The organism is Enterovibrio makurazakiensis (genome assembly GCF_050336585.1).
Taxonomy (GTDB): domain Bacteria; phylum Pseudomonadota; class Gammaproteobacteria; order Enterobacterales; family Vibrionaceae; genus Enterovibrio; species Enterovibrio gelatinilyticus.
This window is the reverse complement of sequence record NZ_JAKJSE010000027.1, coordinates 76,487-98,996: the sequence shown is the minus strand read 5'-3', so window position 1 is coordinate 98,996 and position 22,510 is coordinate 76,487. Positions and strand designations below refer to the sequence as shown.

Sequence of the window (22,510 nt, the reverse complement as noted above, 5' to 3'; positions counted from 1 at the left end):
CGAAAGTGACGCTCAATGAATACTGAATTACTTTTTTGCCCTAAGGCAAAACTGCATTGACTGTGTTGATAGCATTACTCCGAAGAGCTCAACCATCTTGGGTCACTCAGTTCATTGATAAATCTTATGTCTATCAAGTACGAGTGCCCACACAGATTGTATAGGTCAAATTGTTAAAGAACGTTGACTTGGTCACTGGCTTAACTCGCCGTGTTCCGTGTCGATGGGCCGCATTATAGAGAGATCGATCACGTTGGCAATAGCAAAATACAAATAACTTTATAAAATCGACTCAACCGTTCACTTTTTCATCAAAACACCCAAAAGAGACGATTATTTACGCTGTTTTTACCAGTTTCACCTCTAGTTGCTATCTTAGAAGCACACCAAAACCTCTGGAAACAACATGAATTCCTCACAGCTGCGCGAGAAACCTATCTTAAGTACACAGTTATACATCTCTAGATAGTGCGTTCAAACAAATCGAACTGTCTATCTATACCAAAAACATCTCTCTGTTCAGTTTCAGCAATTGAAGTCCATTAACGAGATACTTCATGACAAAAACGCCATGCTTTAATAAGACACGGTAACATTGACACGAAACCGCCTTAACTCGGAATGGTATACCCCACCAACCTGAAGATGCAGGATTCAGCAAGGCTTACTGACGTTATGATCAAAGCGTCCTTTTTTGGTGTAGTGAACTCCATCAAAAAGGGATAACACCGGGCACGGCCTCAGTAAACTCGTCGAAGGGAGGCTCTAAGGTTAGTTGGGTATATATAGAGGAGAGAAATGGTCAATGACTTCAACGCACAGCACCCTTGATGATTATCTTCAAATAAACATTAATTCACAGGCTCTTTGCTATATAGAAGATACAAACTGTTGGAAGTAGAAGTAGAAGTAGAAGTAGAAGTAGAAGTAGAAGTAGAAGTAGAAGTAGAAAGGTTAACGCATAATCTTGAATGCATAGAACGAAAAAAGCCCCAGTCTTTCGACTGGGGCTTTTCCGGAAATTGGTGCCCGGGGCCGGACTTGAACCGGCACAGTTATTCACCGGCGGATTTTGAATCCGCTGCGTCTACCAATTTCGCCACCCGGGCAAGTGAGGCTGATTATACGCAAGCCGAACTACAGCGCAACCCCCTAATTCATTATTTTTGTTCAACCGTTTCTTTTTTCGCCAGCCTGCTATAAATACGCTCAAATGGGAGCATTTTTATGCATTCAACATCACCGCTAAGGCTGGTAGACTCTGCATATACTCAATTTTAGGACAGAAAGATGTCTCAATCTTCAATTCAATACAGTGTCCCCAAAGGCGCAAGCTTTTTTCGTCGTATGGGCGCATGGTTATATGACCTTCTCGTACTTGCTGCCGTGGAGATGTTAGCCATTGGTGTGGTGGTCGGTGGTTTTGCTATTGCGATTCAATTTGGTTTTTCAATTGAAGGTTATGTCGATGTTGGGGATTATCTCACTCGCAATCCAATGGTCAGTCCCCTGTTTACTCTTTATGTGTTTGCTGTCGCATCAGCTTTTTATGGCTACTTTTGGTCAAAGGCAGGCCAGACTGTTGGCATGAAAGCTTGGAAGCTTCAACTCATAAGCGAGTTTGGTGGGAATGTCACGTTTACCCAATCACTGATTCGCATGGCAACTTCATGTTTAGGTGCAGGCAACTTACTCGCCCTATTTGACCGTAACAATCGATCATTTCAAGACCACTTCGCGAACTGTCAAATGGTCAAAATCGACTGACTTACAGCGACGTCTGATACTCCACCGGTTTGATAATAAAAGAGGGAGCCTTTTGGCTCCCTCTTTTTGTCGTTCTGTTATTGGGTATCGTTATTGGTTACGACTAAAAATATCGCCTAACCTTCCACAACTTTCACTTTATCGGCTAGAGCTTTCTATTAAGCAAATAGAGCGTCACACCAATAAACGCCAAACTGGGTGCCACTGCACCAAAAAATGGCGGTAAATTGTAAACTAAGGTCAATGGTCCGAACACCTCGTTAGAAATGTAGAACGCAAAACCGAAAATGACACCTGAGAGTACTCGAGCCCCCATTGTCACAGAACGCAGCGGCCCAAAGACGAAACTCAGTGCCAGCAACATCATTACCCCAATAGAAAGAGGCTGTAGGACTTTGCGCCACAACGCGAGTTCATAGCGAGAAGCATCCTGTTCAGAGGCCTTGAGGTAATCCACGTAACTGTATACCCCACTCAACGAAAGCTCTTCAGGTTTGACCGTCACAATAGAGAGCTTTTCAGGGGTCAACGTCGTTCTCCAAGCTAATTGCTCTTGCTCGGTTTCACTGATTTTAACCGGACCTTCAAAATGGGTGATGGTTACGTTGCTCAACATCCAGCTGTCTTTATCCAGATATGTCCCTTTCTCCGCAAACACCATGGTCTTTAATTCTTGGTCGCCCTCAAACTTCCATATGTTCACGCCTGTTAAAGACTCTTTCTGATCAGTACGTGCAATATAGATGAAGTCTGAACCGTCTTTCGCCCATACGCCGCTACGAACTGACATGACATTACCGCCAGACTTCGCGAATGCTCTTAGCTCACGCGCTGCCTTTTGTGCATCAGGTGCGCCCCATTGGCCAAGCGCCAGCACTATTAGCATGAGCGGCATCGCGGTTTTCAATACGGAGAGACCAATATCGAGTTTTGAAAAACCCGAGGCTTGCATAACAACAAGCTCAGAGCTAGACGCCAATGTTCCTAGGCCAATCAACGCGCCAAGCAACACCGCCATCGGAAAGAACATCTCGATATCACGAGGCATACTTAACATCACGTATTGCACGGCAGTCATCATGGTAAAAGCACCTTCACCGACCGAACGCAATTGCTCTACGAATTTGATAATGGCTGACAACCCCACCAGCGTTGCCAAACAAAGCGAGGTCGTCGCTATGATGGTTCGCCCAATGTAAAGGTCGAGGATCTTAAACATTAAGCGGCTCTCCTCAGTCGATATCTCATTTTCCGCATCGGCAACGTATCCCAACTGATCAGCGCTACTGCCACCAACAAGGCAAGTATATTGATACTCCACAGACCAATTTCAGGCTTTAACGTGCCTTCTTCGATAGCAGACTTTGCCGCACTGATAGCCAGGAAGTAAGTCAGATATATAAGCACTGCTGGGAATAACTTCGCAAAACGACCTTGGCGTGGGTTCACCGAAGATAAGGGCACCACAATCATCGTCATCAATGGAATACAAAGCACCAATGAGATTCGCCATTGCAATTCCGCCTGTGCCGGTGCTGACGGTTCATCAATTAAGGCGACTGTCGGCATTGCATCCCAGTCACGGTGCTTTTGACGCACTTCCCTCTGACCAATCAACACCTGGTAGTTTTCATAGTCTGTGACGGTGTAATCCAATCGTGTTGGGATACCTTCGTAACGAACACCGGTATTCAGATCCAACACCTGACGCCCATCCGGGAGCTCCGAAACGAAGCCTTTTTCAGCAACAATCACATTCGGACGCATCGTTCCGCGAGGAACTGGCTGGGCTATAAAGACATTGTGTAAGTTCTGTCCGCTCTCAGTGATTTCGTTGACATACACAACAGCCTGGCCATCTGGCGTGGTTTGAATTTGTCCTTGCACCAAAAGCTCAAGCCCTGAATCAGACTCGAGGCTTTCCATCACTTTAATTTCTTTGTCATTCGCCCAAGGGGTCAGCCACAGTGCGTTAAACGCCGCAACAGCGCCAGTAATCAGTGCCAAATACAACGCAGCATGGATGAGAAATTTGTTCCCAATCCCAGTCGCATTCATCACTGTAATCTCACTTTCGGCATAGAGACGCCCGAAAGTAATCAAAATCCCTATATAAAGACTAAGTGGCAGCATTAACATCGCCATTGATGGCATGTAAAGGCCCACAAGAGTTAACACATCGCTACCCGGAATTGAGCCATCTGTAGCGTTTGCCAGTACACGAATAAACTTCTGACTAAAAAAGACCAGAAAAAGCACAAACAACACAGCAAGTTGTGTTTTCACTGTCTCTCGGATCAAATACCGAACAATAATCACGGCGTTTTACCTTTAGAAAACTTGTTTTTTTACTCGAATCGCTATAGTTTTTGGGTAAATGAGTTATTTTTTAATCTTTCGGCCAAGTGTTGACCTGCTTAATTCAAATTACCTCGAACAAGAAATCGAGTGCCAATAAAGCGGGCATTATCCAACATTTAGCCTCACTTGTCTTTAGGATGTAGGAGTACGCATGGAGTTCAGTGTAAAAAGCGGGAGTCCCGAGAAGCAGCGCAGCGCATGTATCGTCGTCGGTGTGTTTGAACCACGCCGCTTATCACCTGTAGCGGAGCAACTCGACAAAATCAGCGATGGTTACATCAGTAGTCTTTTGCGTCGTGGCGATCTAGAAGGCAAGCCAGGGCAGATGCTACTTCTGCATCATGTTCCTAACGTACTGTCTGAGCGCGTACTGTTAGTAGGCTGCGGTAAAGAGCGTGAACTGGGTGAGCGTCAATACAAAGAGATCATCAAAAACACCATCAACACCTTAAACGAAACGGGTTCAATGGAAGCAGTTTGTTTCCTGACTGAACTGCACGTTAAAGGTCGTGATACTTATTGGAAGGTACGCCAGGCAGTAGAAAGCACCAAAGACAGCCTATATACCTTTAATCAATTTAAGAGTGTGAAGCCGGAAACCCGTCGTCCACTACGTAAATTGGTGTTTAACGTTCCTACGCGTCGCGAGCTAAACCTTGGCGAGCGTGCCATTGCCCATGGCCTTGCTGTCGCATCAGGCGTAAGAGCATGTAAAGATCTTGGCAACATGCCACCAAACGTTGCGAACCCAGCTTACCTAGCTTCTCAAGCACGCCGTCTTGCTGATGACTTTGATAAAGTCAGCACCAAGATCATTGGTGAGCAAGAAATGAAAGAACTAGGCATGACGTCATACCTAGCGGTTGGTCAAGGTTCTCGTAATGAATCATTCATGTCGATCATGGAATACAAAGGCCACCCAGACCCAGATGCGAAGCCTATCGTATTGGTGGGTAAGGGTTTAACCTTTGATGCGGGTGGTATCTCTCTGAAACCACCAGCAAGCATGGACGAAATGAAGTACGACATGTGTGGTGCTGCATCCGTATTTGGCACGATGAAATCGCTCGCAAAACTTGATTTACCAATAAACGTAGTCGGCGTGCTTGCTGGTTGTGAAAACATGCCTGATGGCAATGCTTACCGCCCAGGCGACATCGTGACCACAATGTCAGGTCAAACCGTTGAAGTGCTCAACACCGATGCTGAAGGCCGTTTGGTACTTTGTGATGCGTTAACCTATGTCGAACGTTACGAACCAGAATGCGTGGTTGACGTTGCAACGCTGACAGGCGCATGCATTGTGGCGTTAAGCCACCACATCAGTGGCTTGATCTCTAACCACAACCCTCTGGCACATGAGATTGTGAACGCATCAGAACAAGCGGGTGACCGCGCGTGGCGTCTGCCGATGACAGAAGAGTACCAAGAGCAGCTGAAGAGCCCGTTTGCAGATATGGCGAACATTGGTAGCCCTGGCGGCGGCACTATCGTTGCTGGTTGTTTCTTGTCTCGCTTTGCGAAGAAATACAACTGGGCACACCTTGATGTCGCGGGTACTTCGTTCCGTGGTGGCGCAAATAAAGGCGCGACGGGTCGTCCTGTCCCACTGCTCGTCCAGTTCTTGCTGAACCGTTCTGGCCTTGAGACCGTGGAGTAACATTTATCCACACTGAAAAGAGGGGGCTGACAAGGCCCCCTCTTTTCGTTTGCAACGAGAGCAAAGAAACAAAAAGCAATAGATTTTGATTCTGACTCACCGCACACTGAGATACGTTAATACGGCTTAAGAGAGAAACGCGAATATGGCACTGGCAACCTTCTATTTATTGGATGATACCCATACCAACCACCAAGATCGCATGGTGGAAAAAGCCTGCCAACTTTCTGCGCATTTTTCTCAACAAGGTATGAAGGTTTACATTTCTGCGAGCGACAAATCTCAAGCAGAAACCGTCGACGAATATCTCTGGCAACAGTCTCCCGATCACTTTGTCCCGCATAATCTTGTAGGCGAAGGCCCAAGAGGTGGTGCGCAAGTTGAGATTGGCTGGTCAGGTGTCAGACATTCAGGACACCGAAATGTGCTGATAAATTTGGCCGAAGAAGCAGCAATTTTTGCGCCTTCCTTTGCACAAGTGGTAGACTTCGTGCCTTGCGAAGAAACTCTCAAGCAGCAAGCGCGAGAGCGCTACAAAATTTACAGAATGGCAGGGCGACAAATGCGAACCCTTGCCATTGATGACATGTCCTAAATCACACGATCCATCAAGAGCGCTATGGAAAAGACATACAACCCAACATCGATTGAAAAAGCGCTGTACCAGCGCTGGGAAGAGGCCGGTTACTTCAAGCCTCATGGTGACACATCAAAAGATGCGTACAGCATCATGATCCCGCCACCAAACGTCACTGGTAGCCTTCACATGGGTCACGCATTCCAAGATACCATCATGGATACCTTGATCCGTTGCGAACGCATGAAAGGCAAAAACACCCTTTGGCAGGTAGGTACCGACCACGCAGGTATCGCGACGCAAATGGTTGTTGAGCGCAAGATCGCAGCAGAAGAAGGCAAAACTAAGCACGATTACGGTCGTGATGCCTTCATCGACAAGATCTGGGAATGGAAAGCTGAATCAGGTGGCACCATCACCAAGCAGCTTCGCCGTCTTGGCGCATCTGTCGACTGGGATCGTGAACGATTCACCATGGACGACGGCCTATCTAATGCCGTTCAGGAAGTGTTCGTTCGCCTTTTCCAAGAAGATCTTATCTACCGCGGTAAGCGTCTGGTTAACTGGGATCCGAAACTGCACACCGCAATTTCTGACCTAGAGGTAGAAAACAAAGACGTCAAAGGCTTCATGTGGCATTTCCGTTACCCATTGGCTGACGGCGTAAAAACAGCAGACGGTAAAGACTACATTGTTGTTGCGACTACACGTCCAGAAACCATGTTGGGTGACACAGGCGTTGCAGTAAACCCTGAAGATCCACGCTACAAAGCACTGATCGGCAAAGAAATCATGCTGCCAATCGTGAATCGTCGTATCCCTATCGTGGGCGATGAGCACGCAGACATGGAGAAAGGCACAGGTTGCGTGAAGATCACCCCTGCGCACGATTTCAATGACTACGAAGTTGGTAAACGTCACCAATTGCCAATGATCAACATTCTGACCTTCAATGCTGACATCCGTGACAGCGCTGAAGTGTTCAACACCAACGGCGAAGCAAGCGACATTTATGGCACGGAGCTTCCAGAAGCTTACCGCGGAATGGAACGTTTCGCTGCACGTAAAGCGATCGTTGCGGAATTTGACACGCTAGGCCTGCTTGAAGAAATCAAAGATCACGATCTAACCGTGCCTTACGGTGACCGTGGTGGCGTGGTCATCGAGCCAATGCTGACTGACCAATGGTACGTACGTGCTGCAACACTGGCAAAACCAGCGGTTGAAGCCGTAGAGAATGGCGACATTCAATTCGTGCCTAAGCAATACGAAAATATGTACTTCTCTTGGATGCGTGACATTCAAGATTGGTGTATCTCTCGCCAGCTTTGGTGGGGTCACCGCATCCCTGCATGGTATGACAACGACGGTAACGTCTATGTTGGTCGCAGCGAAGAAGAAGTGCGTGAACAAAACAACCTTGCACCCGTTGTTGTACTTCGCCAAGACGACGATGTACTGGATACTTGGTTCTCATCTGCACTGTGGACGTTCGGTACACAAGGCTGGCCTGAGCAGACCCCAGATCTGAAAACCTTCCACCCGTCTGACGTGTTGGTCACTGGTTTTGACATCATCTTCTTCTGGGTTGCTCGCATGATCATGATGACCATGCACTTCTGTAAAGACGAAGACGGCAAATCACAAGTGCCATTCAAAACCGTTTACGTTACGGGTCTTATCCGTGATGAGAACGGTGACAAAATGTCGAAATCAAAGGGCAACGTGCTTGACCCTATCGACATGATCGACGGTATTGATCTGGAATCTCTTGTTGAGAAACGTTGTGGCAACATGATGCAGCCTCAACTTGCAGCCAAGATTGAAAAGAACACCCGTAAAGCCTTTGAAGGCGGCATCGAACCTTACGGTACAGACGCACTGCGTTTCACCCTTGCTGCTATGGCCTCTACCGGCCGTGACATCAACTGGGATATGAAGCGCCTTGAAGGTTACCGTAACTTCTGTAACAAGCTATGGAACGCTAGCCGTTACGTACTAATGAATACAGAAGACCAAGATTGCGGCACCTCTTTGTCTCAAGAACAGCGCGACGCGATGGAATTCTCACTGGCAGACAAATGGATTGAATCTCAGTTCCAACTGGCAGCAAAAGACTTCAACGCACACATTGATAACTTCCGTCTGGATATGGCAGCAAACACGCTGTACGAATTCATCTGGAACCAATTCTGTGACTGGTACTTAGAACTGACCAAACCGGTTCTTTGGAAAGGGTCTGAAGCGCAACAGAAAGCGACACGTTACACATTGATCACTGTACTTGAGAAGACATTGCGTCTTGCTCACCCAGTGCTGCCATACATCACCGAATCTATCTGGCAGAGCGTGAAGCCGCTAGTTAACGGTGTTGAAGGTGACACTATCATGCTGCAAGCATTGCCTCAGTATGATGAAGCACAGTTCGATGAAAATGCACTTGCAGACATTGAGTGGGTAAAAGCGTTTATCACTTCTATTCGTAACCTGCGTGCAGAATACGACATCGCGCCAAGCAAAGCGCTTGATGTAATGCTGAAAGCCGCGGACGAGAAAGACGTTGCTCGTCTCGAAGCAAACAAACAAGTTCTACTGTCTTTGGCAAAACTGGATGGCATTCGCGTTCTGTCTGCTGGCGAAGAGACACCTGCGTGTGCAACTGCACTGGTTGGTAAGTCTACGCTGATGATCCCAATGGCTGGCCTAATCGACAAAGATGCAGAGCTAGCACGTCTAGACAAAGAAATCGCAAAAACGGAAGGCGAAATCAAGCGTATCGCTGGCAAGCTTGGCAACCAAGGTTTCGTTGCTAAAGCACCAGAAGCGGTAGTTGAAGCTGAACGTGCGAAGCTAGATGGCTACAAAGAAACACTGGTGAAACTGGAAGAGCAGAAAGCGACTATCGCGGCACTGTAATTCTCACGTTAACCAACTTAACGCAAAAGGCTGATGGGTGACCATCAGCCTTTTTTTATGCGTTTTTCTCACCACCAAGCAACCGAATCCCAGACAAATTGGGCGTCACTTTAACGTTCCACCACTACTTTCCTGCGAAAAAATCGTGCTCAAATTGATTGTCGCGTTTGATTATCATCACGAATATTCATTATTTCGGGTTTCACCAGTCAACATGAAAAAAATTTTAATCGTTACCAATCAATGAATTAGATCGATATTCTTGCCCAATAGTTCAGACCTATCGGAACAATACGTGAAACTCCTATTTACAAATGAGAATCATTTGCAATAATGAAGTCATACCCATGAAGGATCGAAGGACCTGTTATGAAAAAGACCATCAGTTTTGCTGTGATCCATTTTACCGTTGCCTTTACCGTCGCATACATTTTGACTGGTGATATTCTGCTAGGTAGTTTGATAGCCATGGTAGAGCCAATGGTCAACACGGTTGCTTTCTACTTCCATGAAAAAGCATGGGACAGCAAATTATTGAAACGTACGATGAACAACAACCCTGGCCGAAAAACAGCAAGCTTTGCTGTCGTTCATTTCAGTGTTGCATTTGGTGTGGTGTACTTACTGACAGGCGATATCTTGATTGGTAGCGTGATGGCGATGATTGAGCCATGCATCAACACCATGGCTTATTACTTCCATGAACGTGTTTGGCAAAACAAAGAAGCGTTTCGCGCAATGCAATGTCGTCACACGGTTTTCCAAAAATAAAAAGATAAAGCCATAACCATAAAAAGGCAGTTTATTTCTGCCTTTACTCACAAATCATTTCATCGACAACATATCAATTAAAATCATTCAATAGCATGTTGAAAAGACTGTTTATCAACTTTTGAATTTGATTTCATGCCTTCATAACCAACAATGTCAGAACGCACATCCAAATCACCATCAATTATTACCGAAGAGACAAAATAGTTATACTCCCTAACCCTAACCCAAGGTGTCAAAAAACCAAGAGTCAACATTCTCGCGAGCATATTAGACAAAACAAAAATGACAGAATGCATCATTTTTTTGTCATTAAAAACATAAGCGTGAATCATGCGAGATAAAAAATGAAAAACCATTAAGGCTGGTATCGCATGCATAGCATAAAATAAGCCTTTAACAACAATAACTTTAGATGCATATAAGGCATAGTCAACCATCGACATTCGACTACTAACCCCCTCCAGCGTATAATGCGTCACCGCATCCTCTAGCTTCCAATCCAAATAGAATACGCCAACTGTAGAAGAAGAAAAAATCAACAGAGATACCAAACTGACGACGAAGCAGAAAACTTTTGAAATATCAGTTTTAGTTCCAAATTTAGCACCACCATATTCGTATCCACAATTAACATACTTAACCACTTCATAAATTAACTTAGATAGCCCTAAAACAAAAAAAATCCCAAGATAAATCGCCACAAGTAAATTATTTTGAGGGCTAACAACCAAAGAAAATATCATCCCTAATGAAAAAATTAATAATGAGACCAAAGAGCCAACAAAGATTGATTTATACGCACCTATCAAGGTCCCATTAAAATTAAACCGTTTATTCCGATAACTAGTCATACCAGCATTAACTCTAAGGTTTCTTCTAAAAAACCAAGGGGAAACCATCAGAAAAACAATAGCTATAAAATAAGCGCTTTCTTTGCTATGACTTACAAAAAATATGCAGACCACTAATGTTACAAAAAAAATAACCCTCCAAAAGAGTATTCTCACAGGAGAGTCATGATAGTCGAAACGGTCACCTGCTAATTCGGTTTGACCATAGAAGTATTTTTTCGTCCGAACCTTGGCCCAAGCAGAGTAAAGACCAAGTGTCAGCACGCTCATCACAACGTTCATTATCCATGTGTTGAAAAATTCACGACCTGAGCCATGAAATATCATTTTATTTTTCATTGAATCAATCCCTTGCCAACTTCATTGTCAGCATCTCAGCTGAAATGAGTTTTTTATTTATGTTTATGTTTATGTTCATGTCTTAGAAGAATAATATTAATGTCTTAACAGGAATGACGCTCCCTACTCTTATCCATATGCAAACCAGAAGCCTGTCTACCGAGTTGCCTCAGGTACAGAGAGTCTCATGAAAGGCGAGTTTTGTTGGCGGTCATACTCTGTTGCTGACTGTCAACCTAGATCCACTATGCTTTCAAAACAATCCTGAGCCTGCAAGCCAACAAATTGTCGTGGAACAAGCACTTTGAGATTGCTCGGGTATAATTGCTGTAACCAAACAGTTGATACAGCAATAAAGCCAAGGTTCACCTCAAGATTGAATCATGATTCATCTCGATACATTTGAAGTAAAATGGAGAAACAATGCCTACAGGTCCGGTTGAAATCCGCTCTTTAGTCCGTCAACTGCTCAGGCATCGCGGGTTGCTAGATAACATCTATGGCACGGCTGGTCTCACAACCGTGCAATGCCATGTATTGATTGAACTAGAGCAAGGCCCGCTAAGCGCAGAAGAACTCGCAGGGCGACTTAACATTGATGTCATCAACGCCAATCGCACCTTGGCTATCTTGATCAATAACGATACCGTCTCTTACCAAGCCGATGCCAAAAGTGCCCACCCCACCTATTTGTTGTCTGATTTTGGCCGAGCACGACTCGACCAGCATCATGTCGGGATCAATTCAGAAATCGCCTTGTACTTAGAACAACTCGATTTGGACGAAATTGAAAACTTGTCACGCTCTCTGTATCGCTATAATCGAGCGATGGAGCAAAGTCATCACCAAAAAGGCTTTACGTTGCGTTTGTTGGAGCCCGCTGACAACGCCGCCATCGCGGCGGTGATTCGCAAAGTGTCGACAGAATACGGATTAACTGAAGATAAGGGTTACAGCGTCGCAGATCCAACGCTCGACTCACTGAGCGAATGCTACCAAGCTGACAACGCAGCATATTGGGTCGTTGAACAGAATGGGAAGATCTTAGGTGGTGGTGGTATTGCACCATTGAAAGGCGAAGACGCTGTATGCGAGTTACAGAAAATGTACTTCCGCCCAGAGTTACGGGGAAAAGGGTTTGCACGTCGTCTAGCCGCAATGGCCATGAAGTTTGCACGAGAAAAAGGCTACACCGCGTGTTATCTGGAAACCACAGCATGTTTAAAAGAGGCGATTCACCTGTATGAATCGATTGGCTTCGAGCATCTCGACAAGCCGCTTGGTAATACAGGACATAGCGATTGCGAAGTCGTTATGCTGAAAGCTTTCTCGTCATAACAGCCTTGACCTTATTCAAACTCAGGCTCAAGTGGCATTTTCAAATAGCGCCCACAAAAAAGCCGGATATCTCCGGCTTTTGTCGTTTTTCTACTCGGTATTAAAAGAGGACGTGGTTATTTCTCGTCTTCTTCTTCAAGGTCACCTTCTTCTTCGTCAGATTCTTCGTCTGACTCAAAGTAAGTACCCCAACCGTCATAATCAATTTTGTGTTTTTCAGCCAATGCAGCAAGTGCTTCTACTTGTGCATCGATACGATCAGCGTCAAGAGCAGATTCCATTACCGCATCAAAACAAATCACTGTTGAACCGTCATCCAGTTCAAGCTCTTCCGCATCTAGCACTTCATAACCCAATTTGAACGCTTCCACTGCAGCGCCTTCTAGCTCCGCAAAGCTATCAGCTGAAAAGTGGTGTTCAATGGTGTAAAGCGCATCTGGATCGCTACCATCATCTAGCAGCGCAGCAATGATTTCGCGGGTTTCCGCTTTTTGTTCTTCAATAATGTCAGCGTAAGACATTGGATAACTCCAGACTGAAATAATAACCGAGGCACTATCGCATGGATTGGCTTGGTTTGCCACGTTCAATTGATACCAATACCAAGACGCCAAGCGATCGGATTTATCGCGAAAAAGATCGCACACGACACATGTTAATTAAAAGTAAAATTGACCTTAACCAACAAGGTTGTCATTATTTGAGAATGGGGACATAACCATACAAGATGCTGCGCATACCTAGGTTTTGCATCATCTTGCGCCAAGAAAACCCCGAATTATGGAATAGTGTGCATTTCTATCGCATAGATAAGCACAAATAGACGCGAGCATTTATTAGGATATTCAACACTTATCGTTAGCGCGAACTATCCTAAGCCGCTGTTTTGATAAATGGATTTACGACATGTTTTCAGGCGTCTTTGCTATCAAGCGCCCCAATTACAGAATTCTGTCGCTTAATCTCCCTATTTCCCCGTGATTGCAAACATCTTACTCACGCTTAACATCCTCAGTTTTACCCATAAAACCGAGTGAATAGCGAGCATGGTGAGCAACAGGCGGGTCTAATAAAAATTCAAGAGAGAGACGATAATGAGTCAGTTATATGTGGGTTCTGAAGTCGGTCAATTAAAGCGCGTATTGCTGCATCGACCAGAGCGAGCCCTTAATCACCTGACACCATCAAACTATAAAGACCTACTATTTGATGATGTGTTAGCCGTTGAGCGTGCTGGTGAAGAGCACGACCAATTTGCACAGACGCTACGCGACCAAGGCGTCGACGTATTGCTCTTGCACGATCTGTTGGCAGAGACCTTAGCGATCCCCGAAGCAAAAACGTGGCTACTTGATGTACAGGTGGGTGAATACCGCCTCGGTTATCAATTCGCAGGCGATGTGCGCAAATATCTTAATGAACTGAACAATGAAGAATTAGCACATATTCTATTGGGTGGCCTCAGTTATATTGATTTCCCGGTGCAGTCATCTTCCATGATGCAAGCCATGCATGAGCGTACCGACTTCATTATCGACCCACTGCCAAATCATCTATTTACCCGTGATACCTCATGCTGGATTTACGGCGGCGTATCGCTAAACCCAATGGCGAAACCCGCTCGCCAACGTGAAACCAACCACCTTCGCGCCATTTACCGCTGGCACCCTATCTTCGCCGGTGCAGATTTCCTTACCTACCTTGGCGCGGAACAACGTGACTATGACAATGCCATGGTAGAAGGTGGTGATGTATTGGTTATCGGTAATGGGGCAGTCTTGGTCGGCATGTCTGAGCGCACCACCCCACAAGGTGTTGAAGCACTGGCAAGAAACCTGTTCAAACATGGGCAAGCGAAAGAAGTGATTGCAATCAATCTGCCTAAGCATCGCTCATGCATGCACTTAGACACCGTCATGACACATATGGATATTGATACTTTTTCTGTCTATCCGCAGGTTATGCGCAAAGATCTTCAGTCTTGGCGACTCATTAACAAAGGCAATGGCGAGGTTGAGGTCAAAGAAGCTGACTATTTCCTCCATGCGATCGAAAAGGCCCTCGAGCTACCACAACTCAATATCATTACCACTGGTGGTGACAGCTTCGAAGCAGAACGCGAACAATGGAATGATGCCAACAACGTTCTGACTGTGCGCCCAGGTGTTGTCATTGGCTACGAAGGCAATGTCTACACCAACGAGAAATATGATAAAGCGGGAATAAAAGTACTGCCTATCCCAGGAGACCAATTGGGACGAGGACGCGGCGGCGCACGCTGCATGAGTTGCCCAATCGAACGCGACGGGGTGTAAAAATCGCAGATCCTCTTCTGTTTATAACCCCCATCAAGGCCACCCTTCAAGGTGGCCTTTTTAATGAATAGAGATCCATAACAAATAATTATTTATTCACAGGGGTTGCATTCTTAATCACATTTGAGTGAAAATCGTGATTATTATCATAGTAGAGGGTAATTCTACTATTCAGTTGTACGCAAGATTTTGAAGGGAACTCATTTATGGCTTTTAATCTTCGCCACCGGAATTTTCTGAAGCTATTAGATTTCACACCTCGCGAAATCGAACATCTGTTGTCATTGTCGGCCGATCTCAAAAAAGCCAAATACAATGGTTACGAGCAGCCTCGTTTGAAAGGCAAGAACATCGCGTTAATTTTTGAAAAAGCCTCTACGCGAACTCGTTGTGCATTCGAAGTTGCCGCTTTCGATCAAGGCGCGCAAGTGACTTACCTTGGCCCTTCAGGCTCTCAGATTGGCCATAAAGAATCGATGAAAGATACCGCCCGCGTATTGGGCAGAATGTACGATGGCATTCAATACAGAGGGTTTGGGCAAGAGATCGTTGAAGAACTCGGCCAGTTTGCAGGTGTTCCAGTGTGGAATGGCCTCACTGACGAATTCCACCCCACACAAATCTTAGCCGATTTCCTGACCATGCAAGAGTACGGACGCGGCAAACAGCTGCATGATATCAAGTTTGCCTACCTTGGTGATGCACGCAACAACATGGGCAATTCACTCATGGTTGGCGCTGCTAAAATGGGCATGGATATTCGCTTGGTGGCGCCTAAGCAATTTTGGCCAGAAGAAGCCCTCGTGGCGCAATGCCAAACCATTGCAGAATCAACCGGCGCACAGATCACCCTGACCGAAAACGTCGAAGAAGGCGTGAAAGGCTGTGACTTCCTTTATACCGATGTTTGGGTATCTATGGGCGAATCTAAAGATGCATGGGATGAGCGTGTCGCCCTCATGAAGCCATATCAAGTCAATATGGATGTCATCAAAGCCACTGGTAATCCACACGTGAAGTTCATGCATTGCCTACCCGCCTTTCATAACGACCAAACCACGATTGGTGCAGAAGTGGCGGAGAAATATGGCATGAATGGCTTGGAAGTCACCGATGATGTGTTCGAATCGGACTATTCCATCGTATTTGACGAAGCAGAAAATCGCATGCACACCATCAAAGCGGTGTTGGTAGCCACATTGGGTGATTAACCCGTCATAGAAATCCCCCAACTAGCCGCTGTCACTTACAGCGGCTTTTTTATTGGCAATGCAGCCTAATCCAATGCCATTACGTACTTAAACCTTGGTTTTCCCACTCAAAGAGCAGCACAGACACGTTTGTAGCCTCATGCTTGCACACGTAAAAAATGGGCGTATAATTCTTCGCAATTTGTCAAAAAATCGAATCGGAATGCCATATTTAGCGACACAATCGACTGCTAAACACTGCCCAACAGCGGCAATGGCCTCCTATTTTATTTTTCGTGTATTTTCAAAAAAAGCCTCCTGATCGGGAGGCTTTTTTTTGGCTAAAAAACGTACCACTTAGCGCTATCACGTTCTGGGTTTTGCCCAAACAAGCATGATGCGCAACCATTGAGGGAAGAAAAAACATGGCGACCTCGCTGTACAACAAACACATTATCTCCATCCCGGAGTTGTCCCGCGAAGAATTGGAAATCATCGTCGATACGGCTGGCAAATTAAAAGCAGAGCCGAATCCGACATTGCTGAAAAACAAAGTGGTAGCCAGTTGCTTCTTTGAAGCCTCTACAAGAACGCGCCTATCCTTCGAAACGGCTGTGCAACGACTTGGCGGTACAGTGATCGGGTTCCCTGACGCAGGCAATACCTCATCAGGCAAAAAGGGAGAAACCCTGTCTGATTCCGTGCAGGTGATTTCTTCTTACGTGGATGCCTTTGTCATGCGTCACCCTAAAGAAGGGGCAGCGAGACTCGCATCTGAATTCTCTAAGGGCGTGCCTGTTATCAATGGCGGCGATGGTGCGAACCAACACCCAACGCAAACCCTGCTCGACTTATTCAGCATATTTGAAACCCAAGGTCGCTTGGATAACCTCAATATTGCCATGGTCGGTGACCTAAAGTACGGGCGTACTGTGCATTCATTGACACAGGCGCTTTCTAAGTTCGATAACAATCGCTTCTATTTCATCGCGCCGGACGCACTGGCAATGCCAGACTATATTCTGGAAGAACTCGATGATTCAGGGATCCCTTACAGTCTGCACGGCAGCATTGAAGATGTCGTGCCTGAGCTAGATATTTTGTACATGACTCGTGTCCAAAAAGAGCGCTTTGACGAATCTGAATACGCTCACATCAAAGCTGCCTTTATTCTTGATACACCCGCTTTGGAACATGCTCGCGATAACTTAAAAGTACTTCATCCACTCCCGCGCGTTGATGAAATCACTGTCGCTGTCGATAAAACGCCTTACGCCTACTACTTCCAGCAGGCTGAGAATGGGGTGTATGCACGTCAGGCACTACTCGCATTGGTTATGAACGAAGAGATTTAAGGCAGGAGCACAGGACATGGGAAAACAAAACAAACTACAAGTCGAAGCCATTAAGAACGGCACCGTTATCGACCACATCCCTGCCAATGTCGGCTTTAAGGTGATGAAACTGTTCAAGCTGCATAAAACCAACGAACGCATCACCGTGGGTTTAAACCTGCCTTCATCTGCGCTGGGTGCAAAAGACATTATCAAGATCGAAAATATCTTTGTCAGCGAAGAGCAAGCTCAGCAATTGGCACTCTATGCACCGAACGCCACCGTGAACCAGATTGAAAACTACGAGGTCGTGGCAAAACTTCCGCTCACACTACCTCAAACCATTCTTGGCGTTTATCGTTGCCCTAACACCAACTGTATTACCCACGATGAGCATGCTGTTGAAAGCAGCTTTACTGTTATCAACAAAGCGGATGATATCCACTTGAAGTGTAAATACTGCGAGAAAGTATTCTCTCGAGAAATCATGACAGAGCGCCATTAATCCTGCGTCACCATTGCCTGTCCTCGGCGATAAATTTATCGTCACAGCATGGTATGCATGATAAGCCGACGATAACCGTTGGCTTTTTCTTGCTCCTGATGCGCACCAAAGAGCACAACAGATGTAAAATGTGATTTCGCAGGTTTACCTTGCTCCTGCCAAGATGCAGACTAGGCACCTACCTTGTTTCCGTACCAAATGTTTAATTAAGGATTGGTAAATGACTAAAGTGCTTCACACTGAACACGCTCCAGCAGCAATTGGCCCTTATATTCAAGGTGTTGATCTTGGCAACATGGTACTGACCTCTGGTCAGATCCCAGTTAACCCAGTCACGGGCGAAGTGTCTCCAGAAATTGCTGTGCAAGCACGTCAGTCACTGGAAAATGTGAAAGCGGTTGTTGAGTCATCAGGCCTGACAGTCGGCGACATCGTGAAAATGACCGTATTCGTTAAAGATCTGAACGACTTTGGTACAGTGAACGACGTCTATGGCAAGTTTTTCGATGAGCACAATGTCGAGCATTACCCTGCACGTTCTTGTGTAGAAGTGGCACGCTTGCCAAAAGATGTGGGTATCGAAATCGAAGCCATTGCGGTTCGCAAATAATCGACATCGCTTTTCGCATCACAGCGTATAGAATCAAAAAAAGCGGCAACTGCCGCTTTTTTTCTGTTCGATGACAAACGCACACAGCAAGTTGTTAACTCGCTAATTGAGCATCAACATGCCCGACAACTTGCGCAAACCAAGCGGTGAAGTGTTCAGGGGTCGCTGCCAGTGCTGTATTCATCTCTTGCTCAGGCCACCAGCGCCAATCCATGATTTCATCGGGGTTTGGCTCAAGCTCTACCTCATCCACTTGGCATAAAATAATCTGATCAAGCTCATGCTCAGTAAGGTCGTTGTCCAAGGCTGCGCGATAACAAAATGTCACACCCATTTGAAATTTCAGCGGCGCAATGATACCGAGTTCTTCATTTAAGCGACGTGTCGCCGCGACTTCGAAAGATTCCCCTTGCATAGGGTGGGAACAGCACGTGTTGGTCCACAGCCCACCACTGTGATATTTATGCTCTGCACGTTGCTGAAGCAAATACTCACGCCCTGACGCCGTTTCTCGATAAATCATCACAGAAAACGCCAAATGAAGCAGACCTTGTTGGTGCGCTGCCATTTTCTCAGCAAGTCCCGTGACTTCACCACTTTCAGTGACTAAAACAACCTGATTTCTCAGCATAGTGCTTAACTTCTCTCACTCTACTATCGCGTAAAAACTAAAAAAGGATACGCACAGGCGTATCCTTTTGTTCAGCGTGAGCGGAAGTTTATGCCTTTTTGTTTAACTCAGCCACTTCAGCGTCCAGTTGCGCTAACTTTTCTGCCATCACGTCGTGACAACGAGAAGCCAATTCACGGACTTGCTCTTTCGTGATGCCTTCCGTCGAGATAGGATCCATCACTTCCACAATCACATGCCCATTGTCACCACGAGATGCTCTCAGATCTCGGGTTGAACTACACACGATAGGAACAATCGGTACGCCAGCGGCAATAGCAGCGTGAAACGCTCCCGTTTTGAAAGGCAATAAGCCGCGCCCACGAGAACGCGTACCTTCAGGGAATAGCCACACTGACACGTTGTTTTCTTTGATTTGATCCACAACCTGACCAATCGTGCCCATCGCCTTGCTGCGGTTATTACGGTCAATCAGGATATTGCCCGTTAACCAATAAATAGCACCAAAGATAGGAATGTAAGTCAGGCTCTTTTTACCCACGGTCACCGCGCGTGGACGCACCGCGTTAGAAACAGTGACCAAATCCCAGTTACTCTGGTGATTAGCGATATATACGCAGGTACCCACCTCTTTTGAAGCGTCAGTTTCGCGTAAACTCAGCTTGATCCCAAACAAACTAGAGAGTTTGCCGAACCAGCGACCAATGGTGTAAACATTCTCGGGGTTTCTCGGGCTTAACAGGCAGTAACCACAACCGAACACAAAGATGACAATCGCAAACAAGGCAACCGCCAGCAGTCGCAGTATAAAGTACATTCTTCTCTCCTAATGCCTGACACCCGTTATCGGGGGTAGGAAAACATCCCTGTGAGCCCTATTCAACCAAGCGGTAGAATTACAGCGTACAGGTGTAAGCTTAAACATATTGGCGACTAGTATACTTATCCATCGGCAAAATTCACCCACCGAACGATAAAACGTCAACAAAAGCCGATAAAAAACCCTCCGGCTGGAGGGTTTAGAGTATTGTTGATGATTACGCTTCCGGTGTTTCCGAAGGCTCCACCGAATTTGGCGATTCAATCTCAATCGTTGTGACACGCTGCAACCCACGCGGCAACATTGCACCACGTCGACCACGCTCACCGCGGAAGTTATCGATGTCAGTCGGCTTAAGCGACAATTTGCGCTTACCTGCATGCAAGGTCACGGTTGAGCCTTGTGGGATCACACACAACTGTGCCAGCAATTCTTCACGGGCTTTCGCACGCGCTGCAGGAATATTGATAATCTTATTCCCTTTGCCTTTACCCAGTTGAGGCAGCTCTTTCACCGGGAATACCAACATCCGTCCTTCATTGGTGATCGCAAGAATATCGTCACTTTCAATGTCGCTGACTTTTTGCGGCGGCATTACCTCAGAAGCCTGAGGCAAGCTTAACAGTGCTTTACCGCTGCGGTTCTTCGACAGCAGATCGTCATGCTTACACACAAAGCCATAACCCGCATCAGACGCCATCAGCATCAAGTGATCATTCTCACCCATCAATACATGACGGATAGTGGTTCCTGCCGTGACGTTAAGGCGACCAGTGATTGGTTCACCTTGGCTACGTGCAGAAGGCATAGAATGTGATTCCAGCGCATAGCTACGCCCATCAGTCCCAATGAATACAGCGGGTTGACTGCTCTTTCCTCGGGCTGAAGCCAAGTAGTTATCACCTGATTTGTAGCTCAATGTGCTTGCGTCAACGTCATGGCCTTTCGCATGGCGAATCCAGCCTTTCTCTGACAGCACAACAGTGATCGGCTCACTCGGCATCAAATCGCGTTCTGTCATGGCTTTCGCTTCAGCGCGCTCTACCAATGGTGAACGACGATCATCACCGTATTTCTCAGCATCTGCGATGATTTCTTTTTTCAGTAGCGTGTTCAGACGACGCTCAGAGCCCAGCAACTTCTCTAGCTGCTCACGCTCTTTGTTCAATTCGTCTTGCTCACCGCGGATCTTAAATTCTTCTAACTTCGCTAATTGACGAAGTTTGATTTCAAGGATTGCTTCGGCCTGTTTCTCACTCAGGTCGAAACGCGCCATCAATTCTTTCTTTGGCTCATCCTCGGTGCGGATGATCTCAATCACTTCATCGATATTGAGATACGCAGCTAACAAACCCTCAAGGATGTGCAAGCGAGCAAGCACTTTGTCCAAACGGTACTGCAAACGACGTGTCACTGTGGTGCGGCGGAACTCCAGCCACTCAGTGAGGATCTGAAGCAAGCCTTTTACTTGAGGACGACCATCAAGGCCAATCATATTCAAGTTAGCGCGGTAGCTTCGCTCAAGATCGGTAGAGGCAAACAGGTGATTCATCAACTGATCGCAATCGACACGGTTTGAGCGCGGCACGATCACGATACGCGTTGGGTTCTCATGATCCGATTCGTCACGAAGATCGTCCACCATTGGCAGTTTCTTCGCACGCATCTGGTTCGCGATTTGCTCAAGCAGTTTTGCTCCAGACACCTGATGCGGCAAAGAGGTAATGACGATATCGCCATTGTCTTTGTGCCAAACAGCACGCATCTTCACCGAGCCACGGCCTTCACGGTACATCTTCTTCAATTCAACGTGCGGCGTAATAATTTCCGCTTCCGTTGGATAATCAGGTCCTTTCACGTGCTCGAGAATGCCGTCCAAATCCAATTTCGGCGAATCAATCAGCGCCACGACAGCGTTGGCAATTTCACGAGCATTATGCGGCGGAATGTCCGTCGCCATACCTACCGCGATACCCGTCACACCATTCAACAGAATGTGAGGCAAACGCGCCGGCATGGTTTTTGGCTCTTTCATGGTGCCATCAAAGTTTGGCAGCCAATCGACCGTGCCTTGGCCTAGCTCACTCAGCAGAACCTCTGAGAAGCGCGACAAACGAGATTCGGTATAACGCATTGCGGCGAATGATTTCGGATCATCCGGTGCGCCCCAGTTACCTTGTCCATCAACCAATGGATAGCGGTAAGAGAAAGGCTGAGCCATCAATACCATGGCTTCATAACACGCCGAATCACCGTGTGGGTGGTATTTACCCAACACGTCACCCACAGTACGGGCGGATTTTTTATACTTTGCGGTTGCCGACAGACCTAGCTCTGACATGGCATAGATAATGCGGCGCTGTACCGGTTTTAGGCCGTCACCAATAAATGGTAATGCGCGGTCCATGATGACGTACATCGAGTAGTTGAGGTATGCATCCTCGGTGAACTTCCGAAGGGGAAGCTGCTCGACACCGTCATAAGTGATATCAGTCATTGAAAACGTCCGATTCTAAACTCTA

The 22,510-nt window shown here is 46.4% G+C and carries 18 protein-coding genes and 1 tRNA gene; 11 read left to right on the top strand and 8 right to left on the bottom strand.

Annotated elements, in window-relative coordinates:
• Positions 1 to 1,023 precede the first annotated feature (1,023 nt).
• A tRNA-Leu gene (locus L4D06_RS20005) sits at positions 1,024 to 1,109 on the bottom strand.
• A 181-nt stretch (positions 1,110 to 1,290) separates the two neighbouring features.
• Between L4D06_RS20005 and L4D06_RS20000 the strand changes: the two genes are divergently transcribed.
• Complete coding sequence (locus tag L4D06_RS20000; protein WP_274166775.1) at positions 1,291 to 1,767, top strand: RDD family protein; 477 nt, start codon at positions 1,291 to 1,293, stop codon at positions 1,765 to 1,767.
• A gap of 145 nt (positions 1,768 to 1,912) precedes the next feature.
• On the opposite strand, the gene lptG is transcribed toward L4D06_RS20000, so the two are convergent.
• Both lptG and lptF read right to left on the bottom strand, forming a co-directional pair.
• Entirely contained in the window at positions 1,913 to 2,986 is a 1,074-nt protein-coding gene (gene lptG / locus L4D06_RS19995) for an LPS export ABC transporter permease LptG (RefSeq protein ID WP_274166774.1), read from the bottom strand.
• On the bottom strand, positions 2,986 to 4,086 hold the full coding sequence (gene lptF, locus L4D06_RS19990) for an LPS export ABC transporter permease LptF (protein WP_274166773.1): 1,101 nt from the start codon (positions 4,084 to 4,086) through the stop codon (positions 2,986 to 2,988). Before lptF ends, lptG begins: the two co-directional genes overlap by 1 nt.
• A gap of 193 nt (positions 4,087 to 4,279) precedes the next feature.
• On the opposite strand from lptF, the gene pepA reads away from it, so the two are divergent.
• The 4 genes from pepA (at position 4,280) to L4D06_RS19970 (ending at position 10,052) form a co-directional block, all read left to right on the top strand.
• Positions 4,280 to 5,788 (top strand): leucyl aminopeptidase, encoded by a 1,509-nt coding sequence (pepA, locus tag L4D06_RS19985; protein ID WP_429740905.1) that lies wholly within the window; start codon positions 4,280 to 4,282, stop codon positions 5,786 to 5,788.
• 145 nt (positions 5,789 to 5,933) lie between these two features.
• Positions 5,934 to 6,383 (top strand): DNA polymerase III subunit chi, encoded by a 450-nt coding sequence (locus L4D06_RS19980; RefSeq protein WP_274166771.1) that lies wholly within the window; start codon positions 5,934 to 5,936, stop codon positions 6,381 to 6,383.
• Positions 6,384 to 6,407: 24 nt separating this feature from the next.
• Positions 6,408 to 9,281: a valine--tRNA ligase gene (locus tag L4D06_RS19975; RefSeq protein WP_429740902.1), complete on the top strand. Its 2,874-nt coding sequence runs from the start codon at positions 6,408 to 6,410 to the stop codon at positions 9,279 to 9,281.
• Between the two features lie 369 nt (positions 9,282 to 9,650).
• Positions 9,651 to 10,052, top strand: a complete 402-nt coding sequence (locus L4D06_RS19970; RefSeq protein WP_274166769.1) for a DUF2061 domain-containing protein — start codon at positions 9,651 to 9,653, stop codon at positions 10,050 to 10,052.
• A gap of 83 nt (positions 10,053 to 10,135) precedes the next feature.
• Here the strand turns inward: L4D06_RS19970 and L4D06_RS19965 are convergent, their stop codons facing one another.
• Positions 10,136 to 11,245, bottom strand: coding sequence for a YjgN family protein (locus L4D06_RS19965; protein ID WP_429740900.1), 1,110 nt, complete (start codon positions 11,243 to 11,245; stop codon positions 10,136 to 10,138).
• 423 nt (positions 11,246 to 11,668) lie between these two features.
• Between L4D06_RS19965 and L4D06_RS19960 the strand changes: the two genes are divergently transcribed.
• Entirely contained in the window at positions 11,669 to 12,583 is a 915-nt protein-coding gene (locus L4D06_RS19960) for a bifunctional helix-turn-helix transcriptional regulator/GNAT family N-acetyltransferase (RefSeq protein ID WP_429740899.1), read from the top strand.
• A gap of 116 nt (positions 12,584 to 12,699) precedes the next feature.
• Here the strand turns inward: L4D06_RS19960 and rraB are convergent, their stop codons facing one another.
• A complete protein-coding gene (gene rraB / locus L4D06_RS19955; protein ID WP_274166766.1) occupies positions 12,700 to 13,104 on the bottom strand; it encodes a ribonuclease E inhibitor RraB in 405 nt (134 codons plus the stop codon).
• 573 nt (positions 13,105 to 13,677) lie between these two features.
• Here rraB and arcA point away from each other — a divergent pair.
• The 5 genes from arcA to L4D06_RS19930 all read left to right on the top strand — a co-directional run bounded on the left by arcA (position 13,678) and on the right by L4D06_RS19930 (position 18,537).
• Entirely contained in the window at positions 13,678 to 14,898 is a 1,221-nt protein-coding gene (arcA, locus tag L4D06_RS19950) for an arginine deiminase (RefSeq protein WP_429740897.1), read from the top strand.
• A gap of 206 nt (positions 14,899 to 15,104) precedes the next feature.
• Positions 15,105 to 16,109 (top strand): ornithine carbamoyltransferase, encoded by a 1,005-nt coding sequence (gene argF / locus L4D06_RS19945; RefSeq protein WP_274166764.1) that lies wholly within the window; start codon positions 15,105 to 15,107, stop codon positions 16,107 to 16,109.
• A gap of 404 nt (positions 16,110 to 16,513) precedes the next feature.
• A complete protein-coding gene (pyrB, locus tag L4D06_RS19940) occupies positions 16,514 to 17,443 on the top strand; it encodes an aspartate carbamoyltransferase (protein WP_274166763.1) in 930 nt (309 codons plus the stop codon).
• 16 nt (positions 17,444 to 17,459) lie between these two features.
• Positions 17,460 to 17,927: an aspartate carbamoyltransferase regulatory subunit gene (pyrI, locus tag L4D06_RS19935; protein ID WP_274166762.1), complete on the top strand. Its 468-nt coding sequence runs from the start codon at positions 17,460 to 17,462 to the stop codon at positions 17,925 to 17,927.
• A 220-nt stretch (positions 17,928 to 18,147) separates the two neighbouring features.
• Entirely contained in the window at positions 18,148 to 18,537 is a 390-nt protein-coding gene (locus L4D06_RS19930) for a RidA family protein (RefSeq protein ID WP_274166761.1), read from the top strand.
• Positions 18,538 to 18,631: 94 nt separating this feature from the next.
• Here L4D06_RS19930 and idi read toward each other — a convergent pair whose 3' ends face one another.
• The 3 genes from idi to parC form a co-directional block, all read right to left on the bottom strand.
• Positions 18,632 to 19,168 (bottom strand): isopentenyl-diphosphate Delta-isomerase, encoded by a 537-nt coding sequence (gene idi, locus L4D06_RS19925; RefSeq protein WP_429740894.1) that lies wholly within the window; start codon positions 19,166 to 19,168, stop codon positions 18,632 to 18,634.
• 88 nt (positions 19,169 to 19,256) lie between these two features.
• Complete coding sequence (locus L4D06_RS19920) at positions 19,257 to 19,985, bottom strand: 1-acylglycerol-3-phosphate O-acyltransferase (protein WP_429740892.1); 729 nt, start codon at positions 19,983 to 19,985, stop codon at positions 19,257 to 19,259.
• Positions 19,986 to 20,205: 220 nt separating this feature from the next.
• Positions 20,206 to 22,485, bottom strand: coding sequence for a DNA topoisomerase IV subunit A (gene parC / locus L4D06_RS19915; RefSeq protein WP_429740890.1), 2,280 nt, complete (start codon positions 22,483 to 22,485; stop codon positions 20,206 to 20,208).
• Between the last annotated feature and the right edge of the window lie 25 nt (positions 22,486 to 22,510).

Excerpts from the sequence above, each read along its gene's own strand:
- L4D06_RS20000 (WP_274166775.1), top strand. The coding sequence starts at position 1,291 with ATGTCTCAATCTTCAATTCAATACAGTGTCCCCAAAGGCGCAAGCTTT.
- lptG (WP_274166774.1), bottom strand. The coding sequence starts at position 2,986 with ATGTTTAAGATCCTCGACCTTTACATTGGGCGAACCATCATAGCGACG.
- pepA (WP_429740905.1), top strand. The coding sequence starts at position 4,280 with ATGGAGTTCAGTGTAAAAAGCGGGAGTCCCGAGAAGCAGCGCAGCGCA.
- L4D06_RS19980 (WP_274166771.1), top strand. The coding sequence starts at position 5,934 with ATGGCACTGGCAACCTTCTATTTATTGGATGATACCCATACCAACCAC.
- L4D06_RS19975 (WP_429740902.1), top strand. The coding sequence starts at position 6,408 with ATGGAAAAGACATACAACCCAACATCGATTGAAAAAGCGCTGTACCAG.
- L4D06_RS19970 (WP_274166769.1), top strand. The coding sequence starts at position 9,651 with ATGAAAAAGACCATCAGTTTTGCTGTGATCCATTTTACCGTTGCCTTT.
- L4D06_RS19965 (WP_429740900.1), bottom strand. The coding sequence starts at position 11,245 with ATGAAAAATAAAATGATATTTCATGGCTCAGGTCGTGAATTTTTCAAC.
- L4D06_RS19960 (WP_429740899.1), top strand. The coding sequence starts at position 11,669 with ATGCCTACAGGTCCGGTTGAAATCCGCTCTTTAGTCCGTCAACTGCTC.
- rraB (WP_274166766.1), bottom strand. The coding sequence starts at position 13,104 with ATGTCTTACGCTGACATTATTGAAGAACAAAAAGCGGAAACCCGCGAA.
- arcA (WP_429740897.1), top strand. The coding sequence starts at position 13,678 with ATGAGTCAGTTATATGTGGGTTCTGAAGTCGGTCAATTAAAGCGCGTA.
- argF (WP_274166764.1), top strand. The coding sequence starts at position 15,105 with ATGGCTTTTAATCTTCGCCACCGGAATTTTCTGAAGCTATTAGATTTC.
- pyrB (WP_274166763.1), top strand. The coding sequence starts at position 16,514 with ATGGCGACCTCGCTGTACAACAAACACATTATCTCCATCCCGGAGTTG.
- pyrI (WP_274166762.1), top strand. The coding sequence starts at position 17,460 with ATGGGAAAACAAAACAAACTACAAGTCGAAGCCATTAAGAACGGCACC.
- L4D06_RS19930 (WP_274166761.1), top strand. The coding sequence starts at position 18,148 with ATGACTAAAGTGCTTCACACTGAACACGCTCCAGCAGCAATTGGCCCT.
- idi (WP_429740894.1), bottom strand. The coding sequence starts at position 19,168 with ATGCTGAGAAATCAGGTTGTTTTAGTCACTGAAAGTGGTGAAGTCACG.
- L4D06_RS19920 (WP_429740892.1), bottom strand. The coding sequence starts at position 19,985 with ATGTACTTTATACTGCGACTGCTGGCGGTTGCCTTGTTTGCGATTGTC.
- parC (WP_429740890.1), bottom strand. The coding sequence starts at position 22,485 with ATGACTGATATCACTTATGACGGTGTCGAGCAGCTTCCCCTTCGGAAG.